Source organism: Okeania sp. SIO3B5, assembly GCF_010692555.1.
Lineage (GTDB): Bacteria > Cyanobacteriota > Cyanobacteriia > Cyanobacteriales > Microcoleaceae > Okeania.
Window position 1 is genome coordinate 1 of sequence record NZ_JAAHHG010000128.1, and the last position, 22,722, is coordinate 22,722.

Annotated in this window: 11 protein-coding genes and 1 pseudogene; 4 read left to right on the plus strand and 8 right to left on the minus strand. The window is 36.6% G+C overall.

Annotation, left to right across the window (positions count from 1 at the left end; translation table 11 throughout):
- Window positions 1–795: 795 nt before the first annotated feature.
- On the plus strand, window positions 796–2,478 hold the full coding sequence (locus F6K54_RS18320; RefSeq protein WP_293080161.1) for a hypothetical protein: 1,683 nt from the start codon (window positions 796–798) through the stop codon (window positions 2,476–2,478).
- A 297-nt stretch (window positions 2,479–2,775) separates the two neighbouring features.
- Window positions 2,776–3,909, plus strand: a complete 1,134-nt coding sequence (locus F6K54_RS18325; RefSeq protein ID WP_293080164.1) for a M48 family metalloprotease — start codon at window positions 2,776–2,778, stop codon at window positions 3,907–3,909.
- A 16-nt stretch (window positions 3,910–3,925) separates the two neighbouring features.
- Here the strand turns inward: F6K54_RS18325 and F6K54_RS18330 are convergent, their stop codons facing one another.
- Together F6K54_RS18330 and F6K54_RS18335 are read right to left on the minus strand one after the other, a co-directional pair.
- Window positions 3,926–5,131 carry a transposase gene (locus tag F6K54_RS18330; protein WP_293080167.1) on the minus strand — a complete coding sequence of 402 codons (1,206 nt, stop codon included), beginning with the start codon at window positions 5,129–5,131 and terminating at the stop codon, window positions 3,926–3,928.
- 152 nt (window positions 5,132–5,283) lie between these two features.
- Entirely contained in the window at window positions 5,284–5,721 is a 438-nt protein-coding gene (locus F6K54_RS18335) for a histidine phosphatase family protein (RefSeq protein ID WP_293080170.1), read from the minus strand.
- Window positions 5,722–6,034: 313 nt separating this feature from the next.
- On the opposite strand from F6K54_RS18335, the gene malQ reads away from it, so the two are divergent.
- Together malQ and F6K54_RS18345 are read left to right on the plus strand one after the other, a co-directional pair.
- Window positions 6,035–7,540 carry a 4-alpha-glucanotransferase gene (malQ, locus tag F6K54_RS18340; RefSeq protein ID WP_293080173.1) on the plus strand — a complete coding sequence of 502 codons (1,506 nt, stop codon included), beginning with the start codon at window positions 6,035–6,037 and terminating at the stop codon, window positions 7,538–7,540.
- A gap of 1,525 nt (window positions 7,541–9,065) precedes the next feature.
- Window positions 9,066–10,628, plus strand: coding sequence for a trypsin-like serine protease (locus F6K54_RS18345; protein ID WP_293080174.1), 1,563 nt, complete (start codon window positions 9,066–9,068; stop codon window positions 10,626–10,628).
- Between the two features lie 1,352 nt (window positions 10,629–11,980).
- On the opposite strand, the gene F6K54_RS18350 is transcribed toward F6K54_RS18345, so the two are convergent.
- The 6 genes and pseudogenes from F6K54_RS18350 to F6K54_RS18375 form a co-directional block, all read right to left on the minus strand.
- A complete protein-coding gene (locus F6K54_RS18350) occupies window positions 11,981–13,204 on the minus strand; it encodes a glycosyltransferase (RefSeq protein ID WP_293080176.1) in 1,224 nt (407 codons plus the stop codon).
- Between the two features lie 376 nt (window positions 13,205–13,580).
- Window positions 13,581–13,688: pseudogene (locus F6K54_RS42990) on the minus strand (tetratricopeptide repeat protein); the annotation flags it as partial.
- A gap of 1,024 nt (window positions 13,689–14,712) precedes the next feature.
- Window positions 14,713–16,563, minus strand: coding sequence for a fatty acyl-AMP ligase (locus F6K54_RS18360; protein WP_293080178.1), 1,851 nt, complete (start codon window positions 16,561–16,563; stop codon window positions 14,713–14,715).
- A 756-nt stretch (window positions 16,564–17,319) separates the two neighbouring features.
- The gene (locus F6K54_RS18365) at window positions 17,320–18,975 is read right to left on the minus strand and encodes a glycosyltransferase family 39 protein (RefSeq protein WP_293080181.1); all 1,656 of its coding nucleotides are present in this window, start codon (window positions 18,973–18,975) and stop codon (window positions 17,320–17,322) included.
- A gap of 332 nt (window positions 18,976–19,307) precedes the next feature.
- Window positions 19,308–20,129, minus strand: coding sequence for a sugar phosphate isomerase/epimerase (locus tag F6K54_RS18370; RefSeq protein WP_293080184.1), 822 nt, complete (start codon window positions 20,127–20,129; stop codon window positions 19,308–19,310).
- A gap of 398 nt (window positions 20,130–20,527) precedes the next feature.
- A complete protein-coding gene (locus F6K54_RS18375; protein WP_293080187.1) occupies window positions 20,528–21,742 on the minus strand; it encodes a hypothetical protein in 1,215 nt (404 codons plus the stop codon).
- Window positions 21,743–22,722 lie beyond the last annotated feature (980 nt).

Genomic DNA, 22,722 nt, shown 5'->3' on the forward strand with positions numbered 1-22,722 from the left:
TTGCTAATGTTGGGTTTTTAGGCCAAGAAGTGAGGATATTGATATTTAATTACTATAGATAGATATCTCCAACAATCAAAAATCATGCTCTTTTATTGCACTGTTATTCATCAATTCTTTCCCCTCCACGGTCGGGGGAGGGGCGAGGGGTGGGTTCCCTACTCCTGTACGGGCGAATCGCGATTCGCCCCTACTCCCTATGCATGAAGGAGATGCTTAATAGATCCGTTTAGGGGTTCTATAGATAAATGAATTTCAAGCCACCAGATATCCCAAAAGATCGAAAAGACCTAGTGCAGGATGGCGGAAATAACTGACCAGTTAAAAAAGGTTCAAAACCTTGTACAATAACCTTTCTTCCCTTCTGCCTTCTGCTATCCTAGATAACTAAAGCCTCCAGCATAGCTGCCTTTTTGCACTAGAGCTACTTTGGACAGTAGTTCTAATTGAACTGGTTTGGCAACATTTTAGGAAAAAGTTGGGCAGAAAAATTATTCTTACAATTGTTACTCCTGTCTCCTGTCTCCTACCCCTACTAAAAGACTTTTTCAGCAAACCCTAATTCATTAATTGATAATTGATAATGGATAATTGATAATTACCTCTGGTTAAAACCGCTCTTGACAGAGCCGCTCCGCTTTATATGTTGCGGAGCAAAACGCCATCCCATCCTACGGAATGCTCCGCAAACGACCGCTTTTTCCCCCTTAAAAGGGGAGGCTTTATACCAGAATTCTTTAATTATTAATTATTAATTATTAATTATTAATTATTAATTATTCGGTAAGGTCATTTATGAGCAAAATTAAGTTTTTGATTATCGCTTTTGTCAGCTTTTTAGTTGTTGTAGGGCAGATTATACTAAACAAAACTTTCTCTATTTTCCTTTGTGGTTTACTTAGTTTTAATTCAGTGGGATGTTATGCAAACTTTAATAATTCTGCCCAGGCAACTTTATCTCCCACTAATACTGAAATAACTAGAGTGTCAACCACTATCGGACAAATACCCAGAGCTAGAAAACCAAATATTAATTTGGATTTGCAACAAGCATTACCACAGGATTTTTTGATTACTACTCAAATGCCTTTTAGTTCCGGTAAAAGAGAAATTTCCCTGATTTCTCCCTCAACCAAAGCTCAACAAATTTATACAATTAATTTACCTAATGCCAGCTTTCAATTATATGGAATTAAATTTCAAAATCTAGCTGCCATTGATGAGAGTAAATTAACTGAAAAAAATCGCATAGTTCTTGACAGAGCTAAACCTGAAAATCTCAACAATTTTCAAGTCGAATTCCAAAACAATAAATTATCAAAAGTTGTTCTAACTGACGGCAACCAAGGAGAATTTACTGACACTCAAGCTATTATTAAATCACCTGATGGTCAAATAATAGAGACCATTGATTTTCCCCAAGCAAATCTAACTAAAGAAACTTTAATTGCTACTACTCAACCGATGTTATTAACGTCATCTAACTGCAATCAAAATGTTAGTTCAAAGTTAGGTAATATAGCTGATATTGTTGGGGGAAAGGGAAATAAACTCTCCTCTAGTGAAACTCAAATTACTCGAAATATAGGATTAGCTTTAGCTGCCACTTCTGCGGGATTAAAAAATAATATTAATTCTAGACAATCTCTATCTATTGCTAGCTGTGAACGAGCTGTTCAATGTAATGAAAAGCGGGTAAGTGGCGCTAGTGAAATTAGAAGCGATTTATTCGAAATTCCTAGGGGAGCTAATCGTAAAGTATCTTTAGAATACGAGTTTTTTGATATTCCCGATACTATTGAATTGTATTTAGATGGTAAAACAATCTATTCCGATGGTCCTAAATCAGAACGACATCAAGAAACATTTACTTTGCCTAATAATGCAGAATATGTAGGGGTAAAGTTGATTGGAAATCAGAATCCAAAGACTCGATGGTGGTATGTAATTTCTTGTTCCGAAAGTGCAATAGCAAACGTCCCTTGTGGTGATGATGAAATACAAGTTTCTTATGATGAAAAGTCTGAAAATTATCATTTTTATCCAGTAAAAAATGAAGTTTGCTCCCTTAAGACAAAAGGTTGTAATGTTGATTTTGTTTTTAGAGTCATGATCAGTAATAAACAATTTATTGCACCCGATCACGAAAGCCAAGAAAAAGTTGAGCATTGCCAGACAACAGATTTGGATATACTCGGTCCGTGGGATATAGATACTATTAGAACAACTATCAATCAAGATAAATATTACATCACAAACTACACGAGAAAAAATCATGTTTTACACCCTGGTAAAATTGCTAGAAGAATTTTTGAAGAAAATGGAAAAATATATGTTCTTACTTTGGGAGAAGGTACAGGAAAACACCCTACATTGAATGAGTGGTTGTCTGGATATGTATGGGGGAAAGTCGATAAAAAATTGATAGAAAAAGTAAACGATATGTTATCTAGGAAAATCTATTCTCTTCCAGAGTAGTAGCTAGTCTAAACTAAAATTGTGAGTAAAACCCAATGCTACAATCCCCCCCAACCCCCCTTGGAAAGGGGGGAGTGGTCTATATTTTCTAAAATTTACCCACATTTTCAAGCTAGACGAGCTAGTAGAAATATTTTGCCGAAGCCGTAAATGTGGCAATGCAATACTAGAAATCTAACAAATTAGGTACAAATTTGAATTGGTAAAATTATTGTAGTGTGGGCATCTTACCCACGATATCTGTACCTCGTAACAACGGGAAACACTGTAACAATGTAAATAAGGAAAATTACAACCATGAAAAGAACACACAAATTATTTATCTTAACTCTACTTTTAGTCATACTCCTGAAAATAGGTTTCTCATGGCAAATAGCGATCGCCAACCCCACACCTACCAACCAACAACAAGAAACAACTACCGAAACCGAAACCGAACCCACAATAATTAACTCCGACGACTCAGACTCAGACAGCACAGCAGAAACCGAACCAGAAGACGCCTACGAAACCCTAATCAAAGCAGATTTTTTCTATGAACAAGGAGACAGAGAAGCAGCAGAAGAACTTTACCGGAAAGTCAAAGCACCTTTTGAATCTCATCAAAATACCATGTTTCCAGACCTCATAAACAATGTTGAACAGTTACCAACCGAAATTCAAACCCAGTGGGAAGAAGCAAAAAAAGCTGCCGATAAAAATGATAACCTGGAAATGTTGCAAGAATTTGTAGCACAAAATCCGGAATTTGTTCCTAGTCATCTATTATTAGCTGAAACATTACAAAAGAAGAAAAAGAAAAAAGAAGCTCTGCAAGTATTGGAAAAAGCCGCCAGTATCTTACCTGACTCAGTAGAAATAGTTGAAGCTCATGTAAAAGCACTGAGAAAGGAAAAAGACTATTTACAAGCATCTATCGCAGCTCGTCAATTTGTCTTAGTTAACCCAGATCATCCAGAAGCAGAAAAGTTTCTAGAAATTGCCGACGATAACTTTGACAAATTCCAGGGTAGAATTAAGGGACAAATGGTAGGCAAAGGTCTCTTTGGAACTGCTATCCGAGTTGGTGGTTGCGCTTTGATCGGTAATTGTAACGTAGTGGGAACTGCTGTGGGTGAAACTTTGAAAATGGGCAGTTTGATGCTGCAAGGAGAATCAGGTTTAGGTAGTCGAGCAGCAGATGCGTATAAGAAAAAACTGTCACTTGTAGAAGATGAGGAGGTAGTCGAATATGTAACTAAAATTGGTAATTCCATTGCGGAGTTAATGGGTAGAGATGATTTTGAATACGAATTTTATGTAGTGCGAGACAAGTCTCTCAATGCTTTTGCTTTACCTGGAGGTAAAGTATTTGTTAATACGGGATCAATTCTTAATACTAATTCTGAAGCAGAATTAGCAGGTTTACTTACCGTACGAAAAAAACTGTAGAAAAATGAAACAGCTTTTATCTTGATATTGGATTAACCAATACTGGCTGTACGGCGCAGCTCACTATTCCCTCGGCAGTAAATGCCCCTGGGAATTTCTTTCTAATTATTTGAAGACTGCCATTAACATCGGCATTAATAACTATACCAGTTCCACTCCTAAATAAACCGCGTTTGACTCGCTTGCCTACATAGTTTTCATGGCATATTGGTTTTTCTAAGTCAATAGCAGATGTTTTACTGGTGTAACTTTCTTCTGTTTCAATTACCTTGATTCCTGCCAGTTGACATTTATAAGTTATCTGTTCAATTAGCTTGGAGTGAGGTATTTGGGTAAATTTTTGGTTGTTGATTTTGCCGATGTTTGCACCTTGTTTCCAATTATCATTTTTTCCAATTACTACAGTACCAATATTATTAGTTACTAAATAATTGACAACTAATTTGCTGGTGTTATGGAGATAATTCTCCACAAAACGATTTCTATGATAACTTAATGCTTCAATCTTACGACTGGTTTTTCTGTTGCCTTTGAGATGACTTTGGTACTTAGCTTTACGCTTATTATACAGTTGATTGACACTTTTTAGTGGCTTCCCATTAACAAGCAATGGTTTCACGCCAGGCTTGTTTGTAGCTAGAGCAACTAATCTATCAATCCCTAAGTCTATTCCAGCTACATATGTTGAGTGTATTTGTGGCCTCCTCGTTTTTTCATACACTACTTCAATTATATAGCAGCTAGTAGCAGGTACTATCCTGACTTCGATTACAGTTTCCACAACTACAGGTATTTTGATTTCACTCATTGATAAGTGACAAATACCATCTTTTAGAGGGGCTTTATAGACTGATTCTCTTGAATATATGACTACATTCCTACCTTGAGTTTTATTCTTATACTTTGGTATTTTAGGTTTACCTAAAAACTTTTGTGGATATTTTGACCATTCTTTGATTGCCTGAAAATAGCCACGCCAAGTTGCAACTAAGCATTTTATTATTTGTTTTGATACTTTAGTTGGTAATGCTCTGTAGGCATCACTATTTTTGGTGACGTGGTACAGTTTAGTTAAATCCAGACTATGACCAGTACAGAAAAAATGCTGACGACAATAATAGTTAGCCAGGTTGTACAAGTTTTTTGATTTAAAGGCTAACTCATCACACACCTGCCAAAAGTTATGTGTTCGTCTAATTATATGTCTGTCAACAACTTTCATGGGTCTGTCTACTCAAATTTTGTTGCCCTCGCCCGTGATTACTATAATGCTCGAAATCATTCATTGCCTAAATTTACGCTTTCTATTAACTGTTTAATATTACAATACTTTTCTACGTTTGACAACTATTTTCTACAGTTTAAGTTTAACTGTTAATAACCCGTTTCATGGTTGTCTTGAATTTCTTGAATTACCTGAGAGGAGCGACGAGCAATATCTATACCTTTTTCTCCACCAGTGGGTGAATTCCAACCAGGATCTGTTAACCAACGAACATATTCATCATGATAGTTGCGATTAACTGTTTCTGGAGTTTCTCCTTCCCATTTTCCGTAAGCAATTTCCTTCAAACCATCCCGTATTTGCATTTCTAATCCTACTGCATCACACAAAGGTTTTGCAGTAGCAATTGTTCTTTTCATGGGGCTAACATAGGCAGCAGTCCAATTTAATGAGCTATGAGTTTTAGCAAATTGTTCTGCCATTTCTAAACCTTCTGGAGTCAATTCTGGGTCTAAAATACCACAGTAACCGCCAGTTTTACTGTATGTAGTCTCTCCATGTCGGATAAAATACAACTTCAAATTCATGGCCTATATTCCTAATAATTTTTCTTTGATATACTAGCACTTTTATTCATTAAAAGTTGAAAGTAAAAAGCCAGATAAATTAAGCAGTTAAAGCCTGGTTCATAACGGATTAATTATTATTACAGAAGAATCTTACACCTCAAAAGCAAGTTTTATAGATAATGATTTGATTCCAGTTTACACTTTTGACTATATTTTTATGAACTATCTGGTAATATCTTACAAAGCTGAAAGTCAAAGAAATTATTATGTAGAAACTATTAATCTATTTGACTTTTGACTTTTTAATTTTAACTTTTGACTTATAAACACTATGACTTTTGAACGTGCAAGTGGCATCATACTACACCCTACCAGCTTACCCAGTAGGTTCGGCATCGGGGATTTAGGCAAATCAGCTTATGAGTTTATTGATTTTCTGGCCAGAAGTGGACAGAAAATTTGGCAAGTATTACCTTTAGGCCCAACAGGTTATGAACATTCACCCTATACCATGAATTTCAGCGCCTTTGCAGGAAATCCTCTGTTAATTAGTCTAGATATATTGGCAGAGAAAGGATTATTAAATCCTGATGAACTCATACCTCTACCTTCAGAAGGAGATCCAGCATATGCCAGAGTTAACTTTGCAGAAGTTATTCCCCACAAAACTAAATATTTTCAGCAAGCTTACCATCGCTTCAAACAAGCCATTCCACCAGAATACGAAATTTTTTCCCAACAACAATCATATTGGCTGAATGACTATGCTCTGTTTATGGCTTTGCATGAGGCCAACCCAGATAAAACATGGAATCAATGGGAAACAGGTTTAGCTCGTCGAGAATCAGGTGCAGTAAAAATAGCAACTGAAATATTACACGAAAATATTGAATATCATAAGTTCTTGCAATTTCAGTTTTTTGAACAATGGACAAAAGTACGCAGATATTGTAATAGTAAAAATATCAAAATTATTGGCGACGTTTCGATTTATGTTTGTCATCATAGTGCAGAGGTTTGGAGTCACCCAGAAAACTTTGAACTCAACCCAGAAACTTTAGAAACTGCATGGAAAGCAGGAGTACCACCAGACTATTTTAGTGCCACTGGGCAGTTATGGGGAAATCCTGTCTATAAGTGGGAAAACTTAATTAATACTAACTTTGCTTGGTGGATCGAAAGGTTTAGGGCAACTCTACAATATGTAGATATCGTGCGCATCGATCATTTCCGTGGTTTTGAAGCTTTCTGGCGAGTACCCGCAGGGGAAGATAATGCTATTAATGGCGAATGGGTAAAAGCACCTGGATACAAATTATTTTCCAAATTACAGGAAGCTCTGGGAACTCTACCTATCTTGGCAGAAGACTTGGGAATTATTACTCCAGAAGTAGAAGCAATGCGCGATCGCTTTGAATTTCCAGGAATGCGAATATTATTGTTTGCTTTTGGTAGTGAGGCAGATCATCCCTACTTACCCCATAATTATATTAACAACTGCATAGTCTACACGGGTACTCACGATAACGATACTACTGTCGGTTGGTGGTTACAAGCTCCTCAGGAAATAAAACAGCACGTTGCTCAATATTTGGGTTATGCTAGTGATGGTGATATCCATGAAATCAGTTGGTCGCTCATGCGTTTAGCTTCCGCTTCCGTTGCTGACACGGCAATATTCCCTCTCCAAGATATTCTTTCCTTAGATAACGGCGCTCGAATGAATGATCCTAGTGTTAATCCTGGACAGTGGCGCTGGCGCTACACTACTTCAGAGCTTTTGACTCAAGAACTGAGCGATCGCTTACTACAACTTACTCAACTTTACAACCGATAATTTATGGATAAAATAGTATAATACGTTGCTTTTTTTGTACTAACTAGATGTAATATGATGTTCGGTTAAATACTTAGGGTTTGCTGATTAAATATAAAAGTCTTTACTGATATTGGTTTTAGGCTTTTGAGGTAGTGAAAAAGTACCCCTGTTTTCCCCTAAGAATGCTCAAAAATTGAGTATTTGGGTAAGAATTGGGTATACTTGGGCCTGGGATAATTTTTCCTTTGTATGTCTTCTACAACCCCTGATTCCTCTTGAGTTTTCACTACTCCCTACTCCCTACTCCCCTCCTGGGAGGGGTTAGGGGTGGGTCCCTACTCCCTGTCGAGCGCAAAAAGACTTATTCAGCAAGCCCTACTTATACTTTGGAGAAAGGAAGGCAGAGGGCAGAAGGCAGCTATGCTGAAGGGAATATTGGTTCAAAGATATAAGGTTTTTTATAACTGATTATCCGAGCATGATATAAGAAACAGAAAAAAAAGGTTATTATAGCAGTCGAAGCAAAGGTTAGGACAGTTCAAAAGTTCAAAACTCAGACAAGGTAATACTTTTCCTTCTTTCTTCTGCTATATCTTTTCCCTTATAGGTATATAACCCTATCTTTATAGAGAATGTCAATGGGGCTGGTGGTGTGAAAATTACCATCGGCCCCATTCTCAGTTTCGACGACTACTGACTACTGACTGCTGACTACTAATTACTGACTACTGACTACTGACTCAAAGATTTTTGTCAGCCAAAAGTATGATTTTTTTCTGCTTGATTGTATCAAATCCTTTTGATTGGACATCAAAAAAATCTCCAATTGTCATAACTACTAAATCCTTGTAATTCTCTCTCCTCCTATACTTCGCTAATCCGACCGCTCCCCTACTTGACTCCTCCTGACTTAATCGATCTATAACCATTTAACCGGACTTAATATTAATTATCAATATTAACAGGAACATTTCAGCATCATTATAGAATACCCTGGTATTCCGTAGATACACAGAGAGTGCTATATAGTGCTATATATAGTCAAGCCTGGTGTTAAAATTACCCATACTAAGTTATAGCAATTTTAATTTAGATAAAGGAAAGAGACCTGAGAAGTATATTTTAGAATACATAGAGCAGAAATCATTTGCTTTACTTAAGTAAAAAGTCCTATAAACTTATATAAAGTTTTGATGAAGCTTATATGAAGTTTATATGAAGTTTATATGAATAATTTTGATTTTTTTTCCTCTGTATATTCTATATTTTATTAAAATTATAATTCTCAGTTTTTGATACATTTTAACAATAATATAAAATTCATTACCTGACTTCTATTAAAATTGTTATACTGTAAGGAAAAATCAATGGGCTAGACAAATTTAGTCTTATCCCCATGTCATTCATCATCCAGAGGAATTAGGCAATGCATCTTTATGTCTCAAAAAATGACAAACTAAAAGCAAGATCCAGTAATTCCATACTCAAATCTTTTAAAGCGAAAAACATTAGTAAAATAGGGCTTAGTTGCATACTTGGTTTAGTGACTAGCCAGAGCATTCAAACATCAGTACGAAGCATAGTAATAAATGATACAGTAGGAGCCAGCACTGCTCAAGCTCTGGGCGCTCCTTTTACATCTGTCACCGAGATTTTCTCACTAGATTTTGATACAGATAAATTTGAAAGTGCCTGTACTGGATCGCTGATTGCAAGTAATTATGTACTTACTGCTCAACATTGTGTTCAGGATTTTTTTCCTGAAGACTTTAGAGTACAATTTCGCAGTAACGATCCAGAAAACAGTGTTTTAGCAGATATTGCCGTAACTAATATATTCCAAGATGAAACCTTTGGTCTATTGGATGGTACAGATATCGCTATACTTAAACTTGAGGAAGCTGCTCCAGATTCAATCGATCCTTTAAGGCTATTTGGTTTCAACCCTGAAAACCTTATTGGTGAAGATGCAACTGTACTTGGTTTCGGTTTCAATGGTTTAGGTAGTGTCGGTCATGAAGATACTGCAGATGGCCTGCGTTGGGCTGCTGAAAATACAATCGATCTGTTAGATGGCGGTTTCGATCCAAGATTTAGTCAGACCTTTGGCTCAAACATTTTCAACCTTGACTTTGATGATGGAAGTGATGACAATAACACTTTATCCAGTTTTAATAGTAGTTCTTCGCCCCTCACAAATGAAGGAGCTACTGCTCCTGGGGATAGTGGTAGTCCCCTTCTGGTAGAAGTAGATGGCGAGTTATTAATTGCAGGAGTTCTTTCTGGGGGTTCGACTACCACCAGTGAATTTGGTGATATCTCCTGGTTTACTGGAGTCGTAGAGCATCGGGAACTTATAGAAGATGTTGGTGGTGAGTTTGTTGGTAATTTTGTCCCCACACCTATACCTACTCCCACACCTACACCCCCACCTGTATATGGAATAAATAATGGTAATTTTGAAGATGGTTTCAATGGTTGGGGGGTTCTCGGTGCTACTAATATACAACCAAGACAGAGTCGTAACGCTAGTACTCCAGCCCCAAATGATGATTCTAAAGGGTTAATTATCAACGAGCTACTTGCTACACCTGATGATGAGGTTGAAGAATTTTTAGGATTATCTGAAGGTAGTCTGGAAGAATTATCAGGTCGCTGGGTTCCTGAAGCCTCTGCCATTAAGCAAACTTTTAAAGCCAAAGAAGGAGATATCCTCACATTTGATTTTAACTTTTTGACAGATGAATTGACACCTGATGATGACTTCAACGACTTTTCTTTTGTCTCCCTAACAAGTGATGTATTAGATAATCCTTTCTTAGAATTATTAGCTGATACTTTCTCTGATTTCGTTGATTCTGATACTGTTTTCTTCAGCGAAACTGGTTATCAAAGTTTTTCTTATGAGATTACTCAGGCAGGAACCTATACTCTAGGATTTGGAGTGGCGGATGCAGGAGGATTTGCAGTTGATTCTGGACTTTTAGTTGATAATGTGAACCTTACTTCCACACCAGAACCTACTACAACAATAGGATTATTTGCTAGTGTTTTTGGAGCATTTTCCTTGCTCAAGCGTAAAAGAAAGCAATGTAGTGTCAATTAGTTATTATCTTTTTACTTTCTCTGAAAATCTCTCAGCTTTCAAAACTGCTCAATTTATTTAACTTCTAGATGTCAGTGCTATATTTCCAGATATTGGAACTAATATTTATCCCTACTCTTAACATTAACTGGAGTAGGGATAATTTTTTCAATTAGGGAATAGGGAATAGGGAACAGGGAATAGGGAATAGGCAATAGGCAATAGGCAATAGGCAATAGGCAATAGGCAATAGGCAATAGGCAATAGGGAACCCACCCCTCGCCCCTCCCCCTCCCAGGAGCAGGGCTGTTTCATTCTCGATAGACACGGGGACACACCAGACACACCAGACACGGGGATGAAGGCTTTTAAGCGGCGTTGAACCAAATATTCTCTTAGAGCTTAAAGACGCGTACTTTGCTGAAAAATCGGCAAATTTTGGCAAATTTTACTGTTTCACTATCCCCTCATCTTCCGTTCTCCTTAAATCGTTAATCTACAATACTTTGAAACAGCCCTGCCTCCCAGGAGGGGAAGAACTGATAACTTCTGTACGATAATTGATTTTATTTTTTATTTTTGGAGATGTCTATTAGTCCAGAGGCAATCGCTACGGAGGAAGGAAGGCAGCTATGCTGCTATGCTGGAGGCAGAAGGGAAGAAAGGCTTAAAAGGGATAAAGTTTTTTTATAACTGATTATCCGAACATGATATTAAAACGGGAGCAAGATGCTCCCACTATCTATACACCACTATCCATCATTAATATTAATCCCCACTCCAACTGGAGTTTAGAGCAGGGAAAACGCATCTAAATTCTGGAAGTTTCTACTGTTAAGCTTTAGAGAGGTAATGAGTATAAATATTTAGGGCTTGCTGATTAAATCTAAAAGCATTGGCATATAGAACCCCTAACCGTATCTTCATAAATATCAAGTTTTTTTAGCTAGGAGACAGGAGACAACCCACCCCTCGCCCCTCCCCCTCCCAACCCACCCCTAGCCCCTCCCAGGAGGGGAGGGGAAGACAGGAGGTAAGAGGGAAGAGAGAAGATGTGGGGAGAGATAGTACAAAAAATTCAACACTCCTTCAGATGATTTTTTCTCACTCATTGATGCGCGAAAAGACTTGACTACCACAATTATATAGATCTCAAATGGGTTCTATAAAGACTTTAGCCTTTTTTTTGCCTTTAAAAAGTGCGCCTATTTCAGCTCTTCATGCTCAAAAAGGAGCGTATTTTAGGCGCATAGTTGAGCAGAAAAATCTTGGGACAAAACGCCCGCTCCTACCTCCTCGCTCATTCCCATTTCTCCTGTCTCCTGTCTCCTGTCTCCTGTCTCCTGTCTCCTACCCCAGCAAAAAGACTTTATTCAGCAAGCCCTATGTATTTCTTGCCAAATATTAAGGAGATTCTCTATTACTTCTTCCCATCCCTGATGAATGGAGGCTTTTGCCTGTGCGCTAATTTTTTGTCTAATGGTTGTATTTTCTGACAAATTTTTCAATTTTTGTATAAAATCCTTAGCATTTTTCGGCGTAAATAATAAGCCATTATAACCATCTTGAACACTATCAATAATACCACCAGAACGAGGTGCAATCACAGGAATGCCTGCGGCTAATGCTTCTAAAATTGTTAGTCCTTTAGTTTCTTTTTCAGAAGTAGTAATATAAATATCACTATTAATGAATAATGGTGGAATCTGCTTAGGAAAAACGCGACCTAATAAATAAACATGAGGAGTTAAATGTTGCATTTTTTGGAAAATTTCTGTCTTCATTTCTCCTTCTCCAGCAATTATGATGGCGATGTGCTGCCAATCAATCAAATCAGAAAATTGCGTCAAGGCGTTTAAGGTAAAATTCCATCCTTTATCTGGGGTTAATCGTCCTAAGAAAATCCATTTATTTTTTTGCTCAATTCCGCTGATTTGATAAGCTTTTTCAAAATAATTTAGTTCTTTATTTTGATTATTATATTCAGCAATATCTACCCCTAATAAATTGGCTGTTATAATATTTTTTAAACCTATTTTAGTTAATTTTTCTGCCGTTGTAGGACTAGAAACTAAGGTAGCATCGTAACCATGATAAATCCAATTACGATGATGAATAGCAACCCATTGAATCATTTTTATCGTCCATTGCGGTAAAGGGAAATAGTCTTCAAAATATTCAATAAAATTAGTATGGAAAAAGCTTACACAAGGAATTTTGGCTTTTTTTGCATAATCAATACCAGCTCTTTTTAAGAAACCTAACCAGAGTCTTTCTGGTTCATCTACATGAATAATATCAGGTTGAAAAGTTTGTAATTCTTGTAAAACAATTTGATAAGATGATTGACTAACATTACGTTCAAATTCGACGTTCATAAAAGGGGTACTGGGTAAATTAATTACTCGTATATTAGGAAAAATATTGCCAGTATATTTTTGCCAATTAGGATAAATAGAAGACAGAGAACGGTAATCAGGACAAAATAATAAAATTTGATGATTGGATTTACTTAAATACCGTAATCGCTGAAAAACAGTAACTGTTACTCCATCAATAACAGGAAAAAATCCCGAACTAATAATAGCAATTTTCATAAGCTGATATATGTATAAGTGTTAGTCCTACATAGTATAGGAAATTTCGTGAGAGCGAAAATAATCAGGGCAATAAACCCGGTTTCTTGTTTGGGCGCATAAGTGCTGTTGTTTAAAGTAGGTTGGGTAGAACGAAGTGAAACCCAACTCGCTGAATATGTTGGGTTTATCCTGCGGATAAGCTCCGCTTTTTCCTGACGGAATGCTCCGCAAACATGTCGCGCAGCGTTAGCGGAGCTTTGCGTCAGCAAAACGTTACCTCAACCCAACCTACAAATGGTAAGTAGTTGGATAGAATTATTGACAAACTATAAATCTTAATATCTAGGCTGGATGGAGGGTTAAGATTTAATTTTGTGTAATTAATTTTGTCTAACTACTTGCCCCTGCTAAAGTAAGCCTTAACAAATTCGGGATTGATAAATTTGGGATTGAGTTGAATAGCTTGTTTATAATCAGCGAGCGCTTTGTCACTTTCTCCCTGGTTATCATAAAAAAGTTAAGCTCCATACGGGCAACTGTTTCTACCAACAGAACAGAATATACTGTCACTAATGACTTATATCATGTCCGGTTGAATACTTACACTTTGGAGGAGGTAAGGCAGCGGGAGCTGGAGGCAGGAGGCAGAAGGAAAGAAAAGGTTAGAAGGGAAAAGGTTTTTTATCACGCTATTATCCGGACATGATATTAAGTCAATCTTCAGTATATGCTGTAGAATTTGAATCTCAAACTAGATGTAAAATAGAAGAATTTCACACCAGAATTAAGCAATTAACACGCAAGCGAATTTTGTCAATGTCGTCGAGCGCGATATTCAAAAAAATCACATAGCCTGTGCTATGTTAGTCTGGAATTTCTTATGCATATTAGCAGTGAAAATAGGAAAAACTATTTATCAAGTCAAACATGAATTACTCTCAGATTATCTGATCCAAGAGTTGAAAAAGCCCACAATAAAATTCAGAGCTATTTTTATTTTATAGGTATTTTTTAACCTTTTTTAACAATGGCAAAAATCTTTAGGCGATCGCTTTAAAAATTATAGCGTTAGCGGAGCTTTGCGTCAGCAATCGCTCTATTTGGTATACGCTATATATAGCGTCTTTGCGTAAGTCCTGTTAGTCTCTTGCAACTTGTTAATAATTTGGTATCGGTTGTCTAGAAATTGGTTTTTGGCCATTGGTATTTTAAGTTGGTTAAAGGATAATTTGATTATAAAGCGATAAAACCGAGTTTATTGGTGCGTTACGCTGGCGCTAACACACCCTACTGGACTGTTTCATCTTAAATGTTGCATTAGATTCAATTCAAAAGTCAAAAGTCAAAAGTCAAAAGTAAGAATTTTCAAGTTAAAAGCTAATGCACAGTTTTAGCTGTGTCAATCCACTACTGGACTGTTTCACCAAAAATAGTGCATTAGATTTAATTCAAAAGTCAAAAGTAAGAATTTTCAAGTTAAAAGCTAATGCACATTTTTAGATGAAACAATCCACTACCATAGCTAACTACTTAGCTGTCAATAATCGTTTCATTTTTCCTCGTAAAATAAAGAAGTAACGTTTAAGATGGGTAACGGGGTTAAAATATCGCTGAAAAACTGAGGTTATATCCCTTAATTGATTGGGGTGACAACGCCATTGATAAATCGCATCAAAATCATCATTAATAAATTTCATTTTACAGGCATAACGCTGAATTTTACCACTAGAAGTTTTGGGAATTTTTCCTGTTTTGAGTAAAACAATGCTATAAACATCAATCATATATTTCTCAAAAACTGACCAACAAATCTGTGCCACAATTTCATCAAAATCTAGAGAATTACGATAACTTCGCTCAATTTCTGAGACAATAATTAACTGAGCTTCTCCTTCTTGTTTAACCGAAATAGCGGCAGTGCAATTTTGTCTTAAAGCAGGATGACATTCAGCAACTGTTTGTTCAATTAATTGAGGATAATGATTTAATCCCCAAAAGACCATTACATCATTTAAGCGACCTGTAATAAATAATTCTTCCCCTTGTAAAAAACCTAAATCTCCTGTTCTTAAAAAAGGTGTTTTTTGTGTATCTTTAATATCAGCTTTAAAGGTTTTTGTTGTTCGTTTTATATCTTGCCAATAACCTTTTCCTAAACCCGAACCTGATACCCAAATTTCTCCTACTTCATCAGGTAAACAAGGTTGTAAAGTATGGGGATTAACAATTTTAATTTGTTCATCTAACCAAGGTTTTCCCACACTAATCATCGGCAAAAAACCAGTTTTTTTATGAGAATTTGTGACAACTAAATTATTTTCTAATGCCATTTCATTGATATATTTAAGGGTAGGAAATCTCCCTTTTTGTCCCCCTGTAATTAGTAAGGTAGCTTCTGCCATCCCATAACAAGCATAAAAAGCTTCTCGACGGAAACCACAAGGACTAAATAATTGGCAAAATTGATTAATTGTTTGAATTTGAATGGGTTCACCACCACAAAATGCCAGTTCCCAATGACTTAGATCGAGATTCTCTCGTTGTTGCGGTGTAACATGACGACAGAGTAAATCATAAGCAAAATTCGGTGCGCCACTTGTTGTTACTTTGTATCGAGATATAGCTTGCAACCAACGGACAGGTTTTTGGATAAAAGCAACAGGAGACATAAAAATTGAAGGTCTTCCTACATATAATGCTTGAATAACTAATCCTATTAAACCCATATCGTGAAATAAGGGCAACCATCCTAAACCTATTGAGGTATCATTATTACCAAAAGCTAATTTCAGCATTTTTTGATTATAAAGGATACATTGATGAGTAATCATAACTCCTTTTGGTTTTCCTGTCGATCCAGAGGTATATTGTAAAAATACTAAACTATCTGGTGTAATTGTTGGTTTTTGCCAATCATTTGCTACAGTTGCAATATCATTATTTACTATCCAATGAAAGTTATTATTTGAAATAGTTAATTTATCTTTTAATTGCTTAATTAATGTTGGATGAGTTATCAGTCCTTTCGCTTCAGAATCATTTAAACGTTCTTGAATTTCTAGCATTCCATGACGATTTAAGGGAGGATGACAGGTAACAGCAACAACCCCTCCATAAAGGCAGCCAAAAAATGCTGTAATAAATTCTATTCCTCTGTCGTAAGGATAGACAATAATTACTCTTTGATTACTTAAATTAAGAGATTGTAAATGACTAGCAATTATTTTTGCTTTGTGGTCTAATTCTTGATAGGTAATGGCATCTGTTTCAAGTTCACCGTCTTTTAAAAAACGGTAAGCAATTTCATTACTTTGGTACTGAGAGCGGGTTTGTAGTACGTCAATTAAGGTTAAACAATTTTCAATGTTGATAGTCATTGCTTTTTGGCAGTTTTTGATAATAAATAATGAATAATGAAAACTAGCTATAATTATCAATTATTCATTGAAAATAACACAATTATTATAAATAATGATCGGCATTAATCGTAAGCATTCAGCCGTCAGCTATCAGCTATCAGCTATTGCTTTTGGTTTTATATAAAATTCGGATAATAACTAGGGCTTGCTGATTAAATATAAAAGTCTTTACTGATATTGGTTTTAGGCTTTTTAGGTAGTGAAAAGGTACCCCTGAACTCCCCTAAGAATGCTCAAAAATTGAGTATTTGGGTAAGAATTGGGTAGACTTGGGCCTGGGATAATTTTTCCTTTGTATGTCTTCTACAACCTCTGATTCCTCTTGAGTTTTCACTACTCCCTACTCCCCTCCTGGGAGGGGGAGGGGCGAGGGGTGGGTTCCTACTCCCTGTCGAGCGCAAAAAGACTTTTTCAGCAAGCCCTAACTATATCTAAGTCATTGCGACTGGAACGGAGTGGAAGGAAGCAATCTCAGGATTTTAAGAGATTGCTTCCTATCGTCGCAATGACAACTGTTCAACCAGATTTTATAGGGTGCATCTCATAGCAAGCAAAAATACTTTTTTCCTATATATTCCCTGTTCCCTAAAAGCGATAAATTTTTGGCTTTATTCATGCATTGAGATGCACCCATTTTATATTACATAAAAGCTTTCTTTAAATCCAGTCTTTAAGAGCAGATTCTTATTGAGCCAGAATTAAATCTTACCACACTCATCTGAGTCTTATTGCTGATGGCTGACAGCTAATAGCTGTTTGCGCAGCATTCCGCAGGAAATGCTTACTATTAATTTGATAAATCAAGGTATTTGTGGGTTGATAATGATAAATTAATTGTAAGGAAGGCGGTAAGTTTTTGGGACTACTTAAGGAATTTAATCCTGACCAAAGACTTGCTTCATAGTCACTATAAACGACATATTTTGCGCCTATTTCTTTGGCTTTGCTAATATATTCATTAGCGGTATTAGCCAGGGGAAAAGTCGGTGTTAAATTGGCTAAATAAGCAAGATGAGGTTTACGAATAATCATAATTTCATTGGGAGAACTAGATGCTTTCAAATATTCGGCAATGACCAGTAAATATTTAGGTTCATCCCTTAAGGTTAAATAGGTTTCAATGCCAGATGCTAGGGTAACTCCCGTAAATAAACTGAAGATGAAAAAGTATGTAAAAATTCGTTTTACGAGAGGGTTAATTTGTCTGAATTTCAAACACTCAAGTTTGATTAATGGATAAAGCTTCAACAAAAAAACACATGGGTAAATAAAAAAGTAATATCTACGATGAAAGCTGACTAGCCCTAACAACAAATAACCGAATAAAAAAATCATTAAAAAAGCGATATTTTTTTGACGATATAAATTATCTTGATGATTTTTGAGTTCATTTAAAAATAAAATTAATCCCGTCCCTACCCATAATAAAGGGAAAATAATTAAGGCTGGAAATTGGTCTATCAATGACAAAGGAATAAAAAGTTTGGGAATATTAAAAAATAGAATTTCTTGTAAGTATTTTCTTAGAATATGTAAAGGATGATGCAGGATAACCTCTGTCAAAGAATTAAATTTAATTCCCATTTCTGCAAGAGATGTAATGGAATAATCTCCTTCAGGATGATAAAAGTTAGCTGCAATTTGTAGATAAGCGGTACTGTTAAAAAAACTGCCATTAACCTGCAAATTATAAATCAACCAAGGACTAACGATCAAAATGAATCCGCCCATAAAGAAACTAACCTTAATTAAGCGTTTCCAGAATATTTCTTGCTGAAAATTAATAAGTAGAAGACTGATAATAATACCTATAGGTACAAAAATGGCATTGGTACGAAAGAGATAGGCAAAACCTGCTAAATTTCCACAAATAAAGACCGTTTTATTAGTTAAAATCGAAGACCTTAAAAATAGACATACAGGTAATAGAATGACTAAAGTACTGACTAAATCCATTGCTGCCAAAAAAGAAGCTGGAAATAAAGTAGTAATAGATAAAAGCGTACAACAAAAAGCTAATTGATAAGAGACAATTGTTTTCATCAAAGCATAAATCACTAAAGCTAACAATGCCAAAGAAACGGCACTAATGAGCTTGGCAGCGACAAAACTATTGCCAATGAAAATACTGATTCCTGCTAATAATAAACAATAACCAGGGGGATTATGTTGATAAGTATAAATTTCCCCGTTTAAGATTCGTTCTGCTTGCACCGCATAAACGCCATAAAAATCTGACTCAACACTAAATGTTCCTACATTTCTGAAGCTACCAATAGCAACAGCCAAGAGTAAAATAATTAACGAAAAAATGATAATCCATTGATGAGCTTGACGTTCAGTTTGAGGTAGAAGTTTGACAATTTTCATCTTAACAATTAGCAATCAGCAATAAACGTTTAGAAGGTGATTTATATCATGTTCGGTTGAATACTTACACTTTGGAGGAAGGAAGGCAGAAGGCAGGAGGCAGAAGGGAAGAAAGGGTTAAAAGGGATAAAGTTTTTTTATAACTGATTATCCGAACATGATATTAAACCCTGTAGGGGCGATTCGCGAATCGCCCCTACAAGGGAATCGCCCCTACAAGGGAATCGCCCCTACAAGGGAATCGCCCCTACAAGGGAATCGCCCCTACAAGGGAATCGCTCCTACAAGGGAATCGCTCCTACAAGGGAATCGCTCCTACAAGGAAACCGCCCCTACAAAGGATTCCCATAATATTGATTAGCAATTTTCAAAGCTTTAATTACATTTTGAGAATTATCAAAATCACTTTGAGCTAACATTTCAATAGAAGTCCATCCTTGATAATGAAGACGCTTTAAAGTTTGTGCTAATAGCTGATGATTAACTTCCCCTTCACCAATCACTTTTAATTGCGGTTCACTAATATGAAAATGACAAAGTTTAGGCAAAGCCATTGTTAAAGCAGATTCAATGGAATCTTGACTTAATGTCATTCCAGCCGCATCCAAATGAAGACCAAAACCTTGATGGTTAACCCGACAAACCAACTCATAGCCTTCCTGAGATTTCGTAATAAAATCACAACCATAAACTGTCGGATTGGGTTCAATACAAAATGTCATGTCATATTGCTGAACAACTTCTCCAATTCGAGCAAAGAAAGAAAGAGCTATTTCCTCTACAATTTCTGGAGATAAATTACCCCGTTTTCGTTGCTTAGGAGAACCAAAGACTAAAATCTTAATCCCCAAATGATGACCGATTTCTATCAATTTTGACAAATAATTAAACATCGCTTCTCTTTGTGAAGAAGATTCAAAAAGAGTTAACTCAGATCGTCCATACAAAAGAGACTGCATCGCTATCAAAGAAATCCCTCGATTCTGCCAAAAAGATCGATAGGCTTTTATTTCTGAAAGAGAAACAGCAAGAGGATTTTGCCAAATTTTAGTCAGTGCAATATCAATACCTTGAACCTGAAACTGTGGCAAAATATCAGCAATTAAATCCTCTTCTTTATTTAACCAAGCAAGATTAGAAATAGCAATTTTCATAATTAGACATCTCCAGAAAAGAGGGAGTAGGGAGTAGGGAGTAGGGAGTAGGGGGAAATAATATCATGTTAGGTTGAGTACTTATATCATGTCCGGATAATTAGTGATGAAAAAACTTTCTCCTTCTCTTCTTCTTTCTTTCCTCCTGAATTCTGAATTCTGAATTCTGAATTCTGACTCCTGAGTAGTTTATTTATAACTATTCAACCGGACATGATATTACACTTTGGAGTCAGGAAGGCAGAAGGCAACCCACCCCTCGCCCCTCCCAGGAGGGGAAGGCAGAAGGGAAGAGAGGGTTAAAAGGGATAAAGTTTTTTTATAACTGATTATCCGAACATGATATAATTGATGATTTATGTATGATAATTGATTTTATTTTTGATTATTGGAGATGTCTATTGATTTAAGTCAAGAATATAAACAACTCCACTGTCAACACCTTCTTCGTCCGTATAGGGCGCACTAATTAAGGCAAAATCCTCATTAATTGCTACAGAATAGCCGAAAACATCCCCTGCTTCTGGATTACTCGGTATTAACTTGGTTAAAGTCCCATCATTGAGTAAATACACTGAACCTGCGTCTAAGGCTCGAGCATCTTGATAACCTGCCCCAATTAAGTTATATTCTGCAGTCATTGCCACAGAACGCCCAAAAACATCTCCTGCTTGAGTATCATTTGGTTCAATTTTCCGTACCTGTTCTCCAGTGCCGAGATCATACAAATAAACACTACCACTATCGGTGCCATTGGGATCGTCGTAGCCTGCACTGACTAAGCCATAATAATCGTAAACGGCTACAGCAAAACCGAATAAATCCCCCGCACTACCATCATTCGGGATAATTTTCTTTAATTGCTGGCCTGTTTCTAAGTCAAATATATAAATCGCCCCGCTATCTATTCCTTTTTCATCCTTATAGGGCGCACCAATAAGCGCGTAATCATCTTCAATGGCCACTGTATAACCAAACAAATCCCCGGCACTGGCATCACTGGGTATTAATTTATGCAATTGTTTTCTTGTGTTCACATCAAAAACATAAACCACCCCACTGTCAATACCTTCAGCATCTTTGTAGGCTGCACTAATTACGGCATATTTCTCATTCATTGCTGCAGCATAGCCAAAGAGATCCTCTGATTTGAGGTTAGAAACTATGAATTGTTTAGGTCTATTCCTGATATTATCCAAAGAAAAGAGATAAGCTGCTCCTTTGTCTTGTCCATTCACATCACGATAGGGAGCTGTCACGAGGGCTGAATTCTGATTCAAGGCGACAGCATAACCCAGTTGTTCACCAGATTCAGAGTCTGGGGGGATTAATTTAGCTAACTGTCGATCAGTCGTTAAATCCCATAAATAGGCTGCCCCACTGTCTTGACTGGGGGCATCTTTAAAGGGCGCACCCACCAGTCCATAAATGCCTTTTACCGCTACAGAATAGCCAAAAACATCCCCTGCCTTGCTGTTTGCTAAGACCATTTTTTTGAGGGTAAAACCCTTAGATAATTGACTCTTAACAGGAGAAGATTGGGTCAAAATAAGGGTAATACTGGTAGTAATCATTATTGCTATTAAAAGTAGTTTCTGAAAAATTTTTTTCATAAGAGAATACCCATAACGTTTAATAAGTTTGTTTACAGTTTTTAACTGTTATATCTTCAAAAGATTATAAGTAAGTTGACACAAAAAAAACTAAGTGTGTAATAAAAAGTAAAGTAGTTCTAAAAGCTATTCCCTTCTGCCCTCTGCCTTCATCTCAGAATAAATTTTAATTCCTACCTACTTAGGGTTTGCTGAAAAAGTCTTATGGGTGAGGGTAGGAGACAGGAGACAGGAGACAGGAGACAAGAGAAAAGGGAATTGATAGGAGGTAGGAGCGGGCGTTTTGTCCCAAGATTGTTCTGCAATTATTCTGCCTTTTATCCTAACTTTTTGGTCGCTCAAGCTGAAAAAGTTGCATTTTTTTTCGCTCTTTAAAGGCTAAAACCTTTATCTGTAAATGCTTTTAGATTTATTCAACAAGCCCTACTTAGGCTTTTTGTTGTTCATAGAACGTAAGCATTCAGCAGTCATATCATGTCCGGTAGCATCGGAGCGTGTATAAAATCAAGGTGACACTCTTGAGAAAACCTTCTGCCTCCTGCCTTCCCCTCCTGGGAGGGGTTAGGGGTGGGTTGCCTCCTGCCTTCCTTCCACCAAAGTCTAATTAGGGTTTGCTGAATAAAGTCTTTTTGCTGAGGTAGGAGACAGGAGACAGGAGACAGGAGACAGGAGAAATGGGGAATTTAGAGGAGTCAGGAGAAAGAATTATCCCTTGATTTTTCTGCGATAGTCGATCCAAAATCCTAACTTTTTGAGTTCCCTAGAACGAAAACCTTGTACTTTTTCAAGGCCAAAAAAACCTAAAGCCTTTATCTGCCAATGCTTTTAGATTTAATCAGCAAGCCCTAATTATTCAACCGGACATGATATCAGCTATCAGCTATGTGTTATAAACTTATTATCATGCTAGAAGGGAATTATCCTCCAAGGAGAATTAAAGGGGTGCATCTCAATGCGTGAATAAAGCCAAAAAGTTATTG

Bases quoted from the DNA above. Each gene is read 5' to 3' on its own strand.
- F6K54_RS18325 (WP_293080164.1), top strand. From the start codon at position 2,776: ATGAAAAGAACACACAAATTATTTATCTTAACTCTACTTTTAGTCATA.
- F6K54_RS18360 (WP_293080178.1), bottom strand. From the start codon at position 16,563: ATGACTATCAACATTGAAAATTGTTTAACCTTAATTGACGTACTACAA.
- F6K54_RS18350 (WP_293080176.1), bottom strand. From the start codon at position 13,204: ATGAAAATTGCTATTATTAGTTCGGGATTTTTTCCTGTTATTGATGGA.
- F6K54_RS18330 (WP_293080167.1), bottom strand. From the start codon at position 5,131: ATGAAAGTTGTTGACAGACATATAATTAGACGAACACATAACTTTTGG.
- F6K54_RS18365 (WP_293080181.1), bottom strand. From the start codon at position 18,975: ATGAAAATTGTCAAACTTCTACCTCAAACTGAACGTCAAGCTCATCAA.
- F6K54_RS18370 (WP_293080184.1), bottom strand. From the start codon at position 20,129: ATGAAAATTGCTATTTCTAATCTTGCTTGGTTAAATAAAGAAGAGGAT.
- F6K54_RS18335 (WP_293080170.1), bottom strand. From the start codon at position 5,721: ATGAATTTGAAGTTGTATTTTATCCGACATGGAGAGACTACATACAGT.
- F6K54_RS18375 (WP_293080187.1), bottom strand. From the start codon at position 21,742: ATGAAAAAAATTTTTCAGAAACTACTTTTAATAGCAATAATGATTACT.
- malQ (WP_293080173.1), top strand. From the start codon at position 6,035: ATGACTTTTGAACGTGCAAGTGGCATCATACTACACCCTACCAGCTTA.
- F6K54_RS18320 (WP_293080161.1), top strand. From the start codon at position 796: ATGAGCAAAATTAAGTTTTTGATTATCGCTTTTGTCAGCTTTTTAGTT.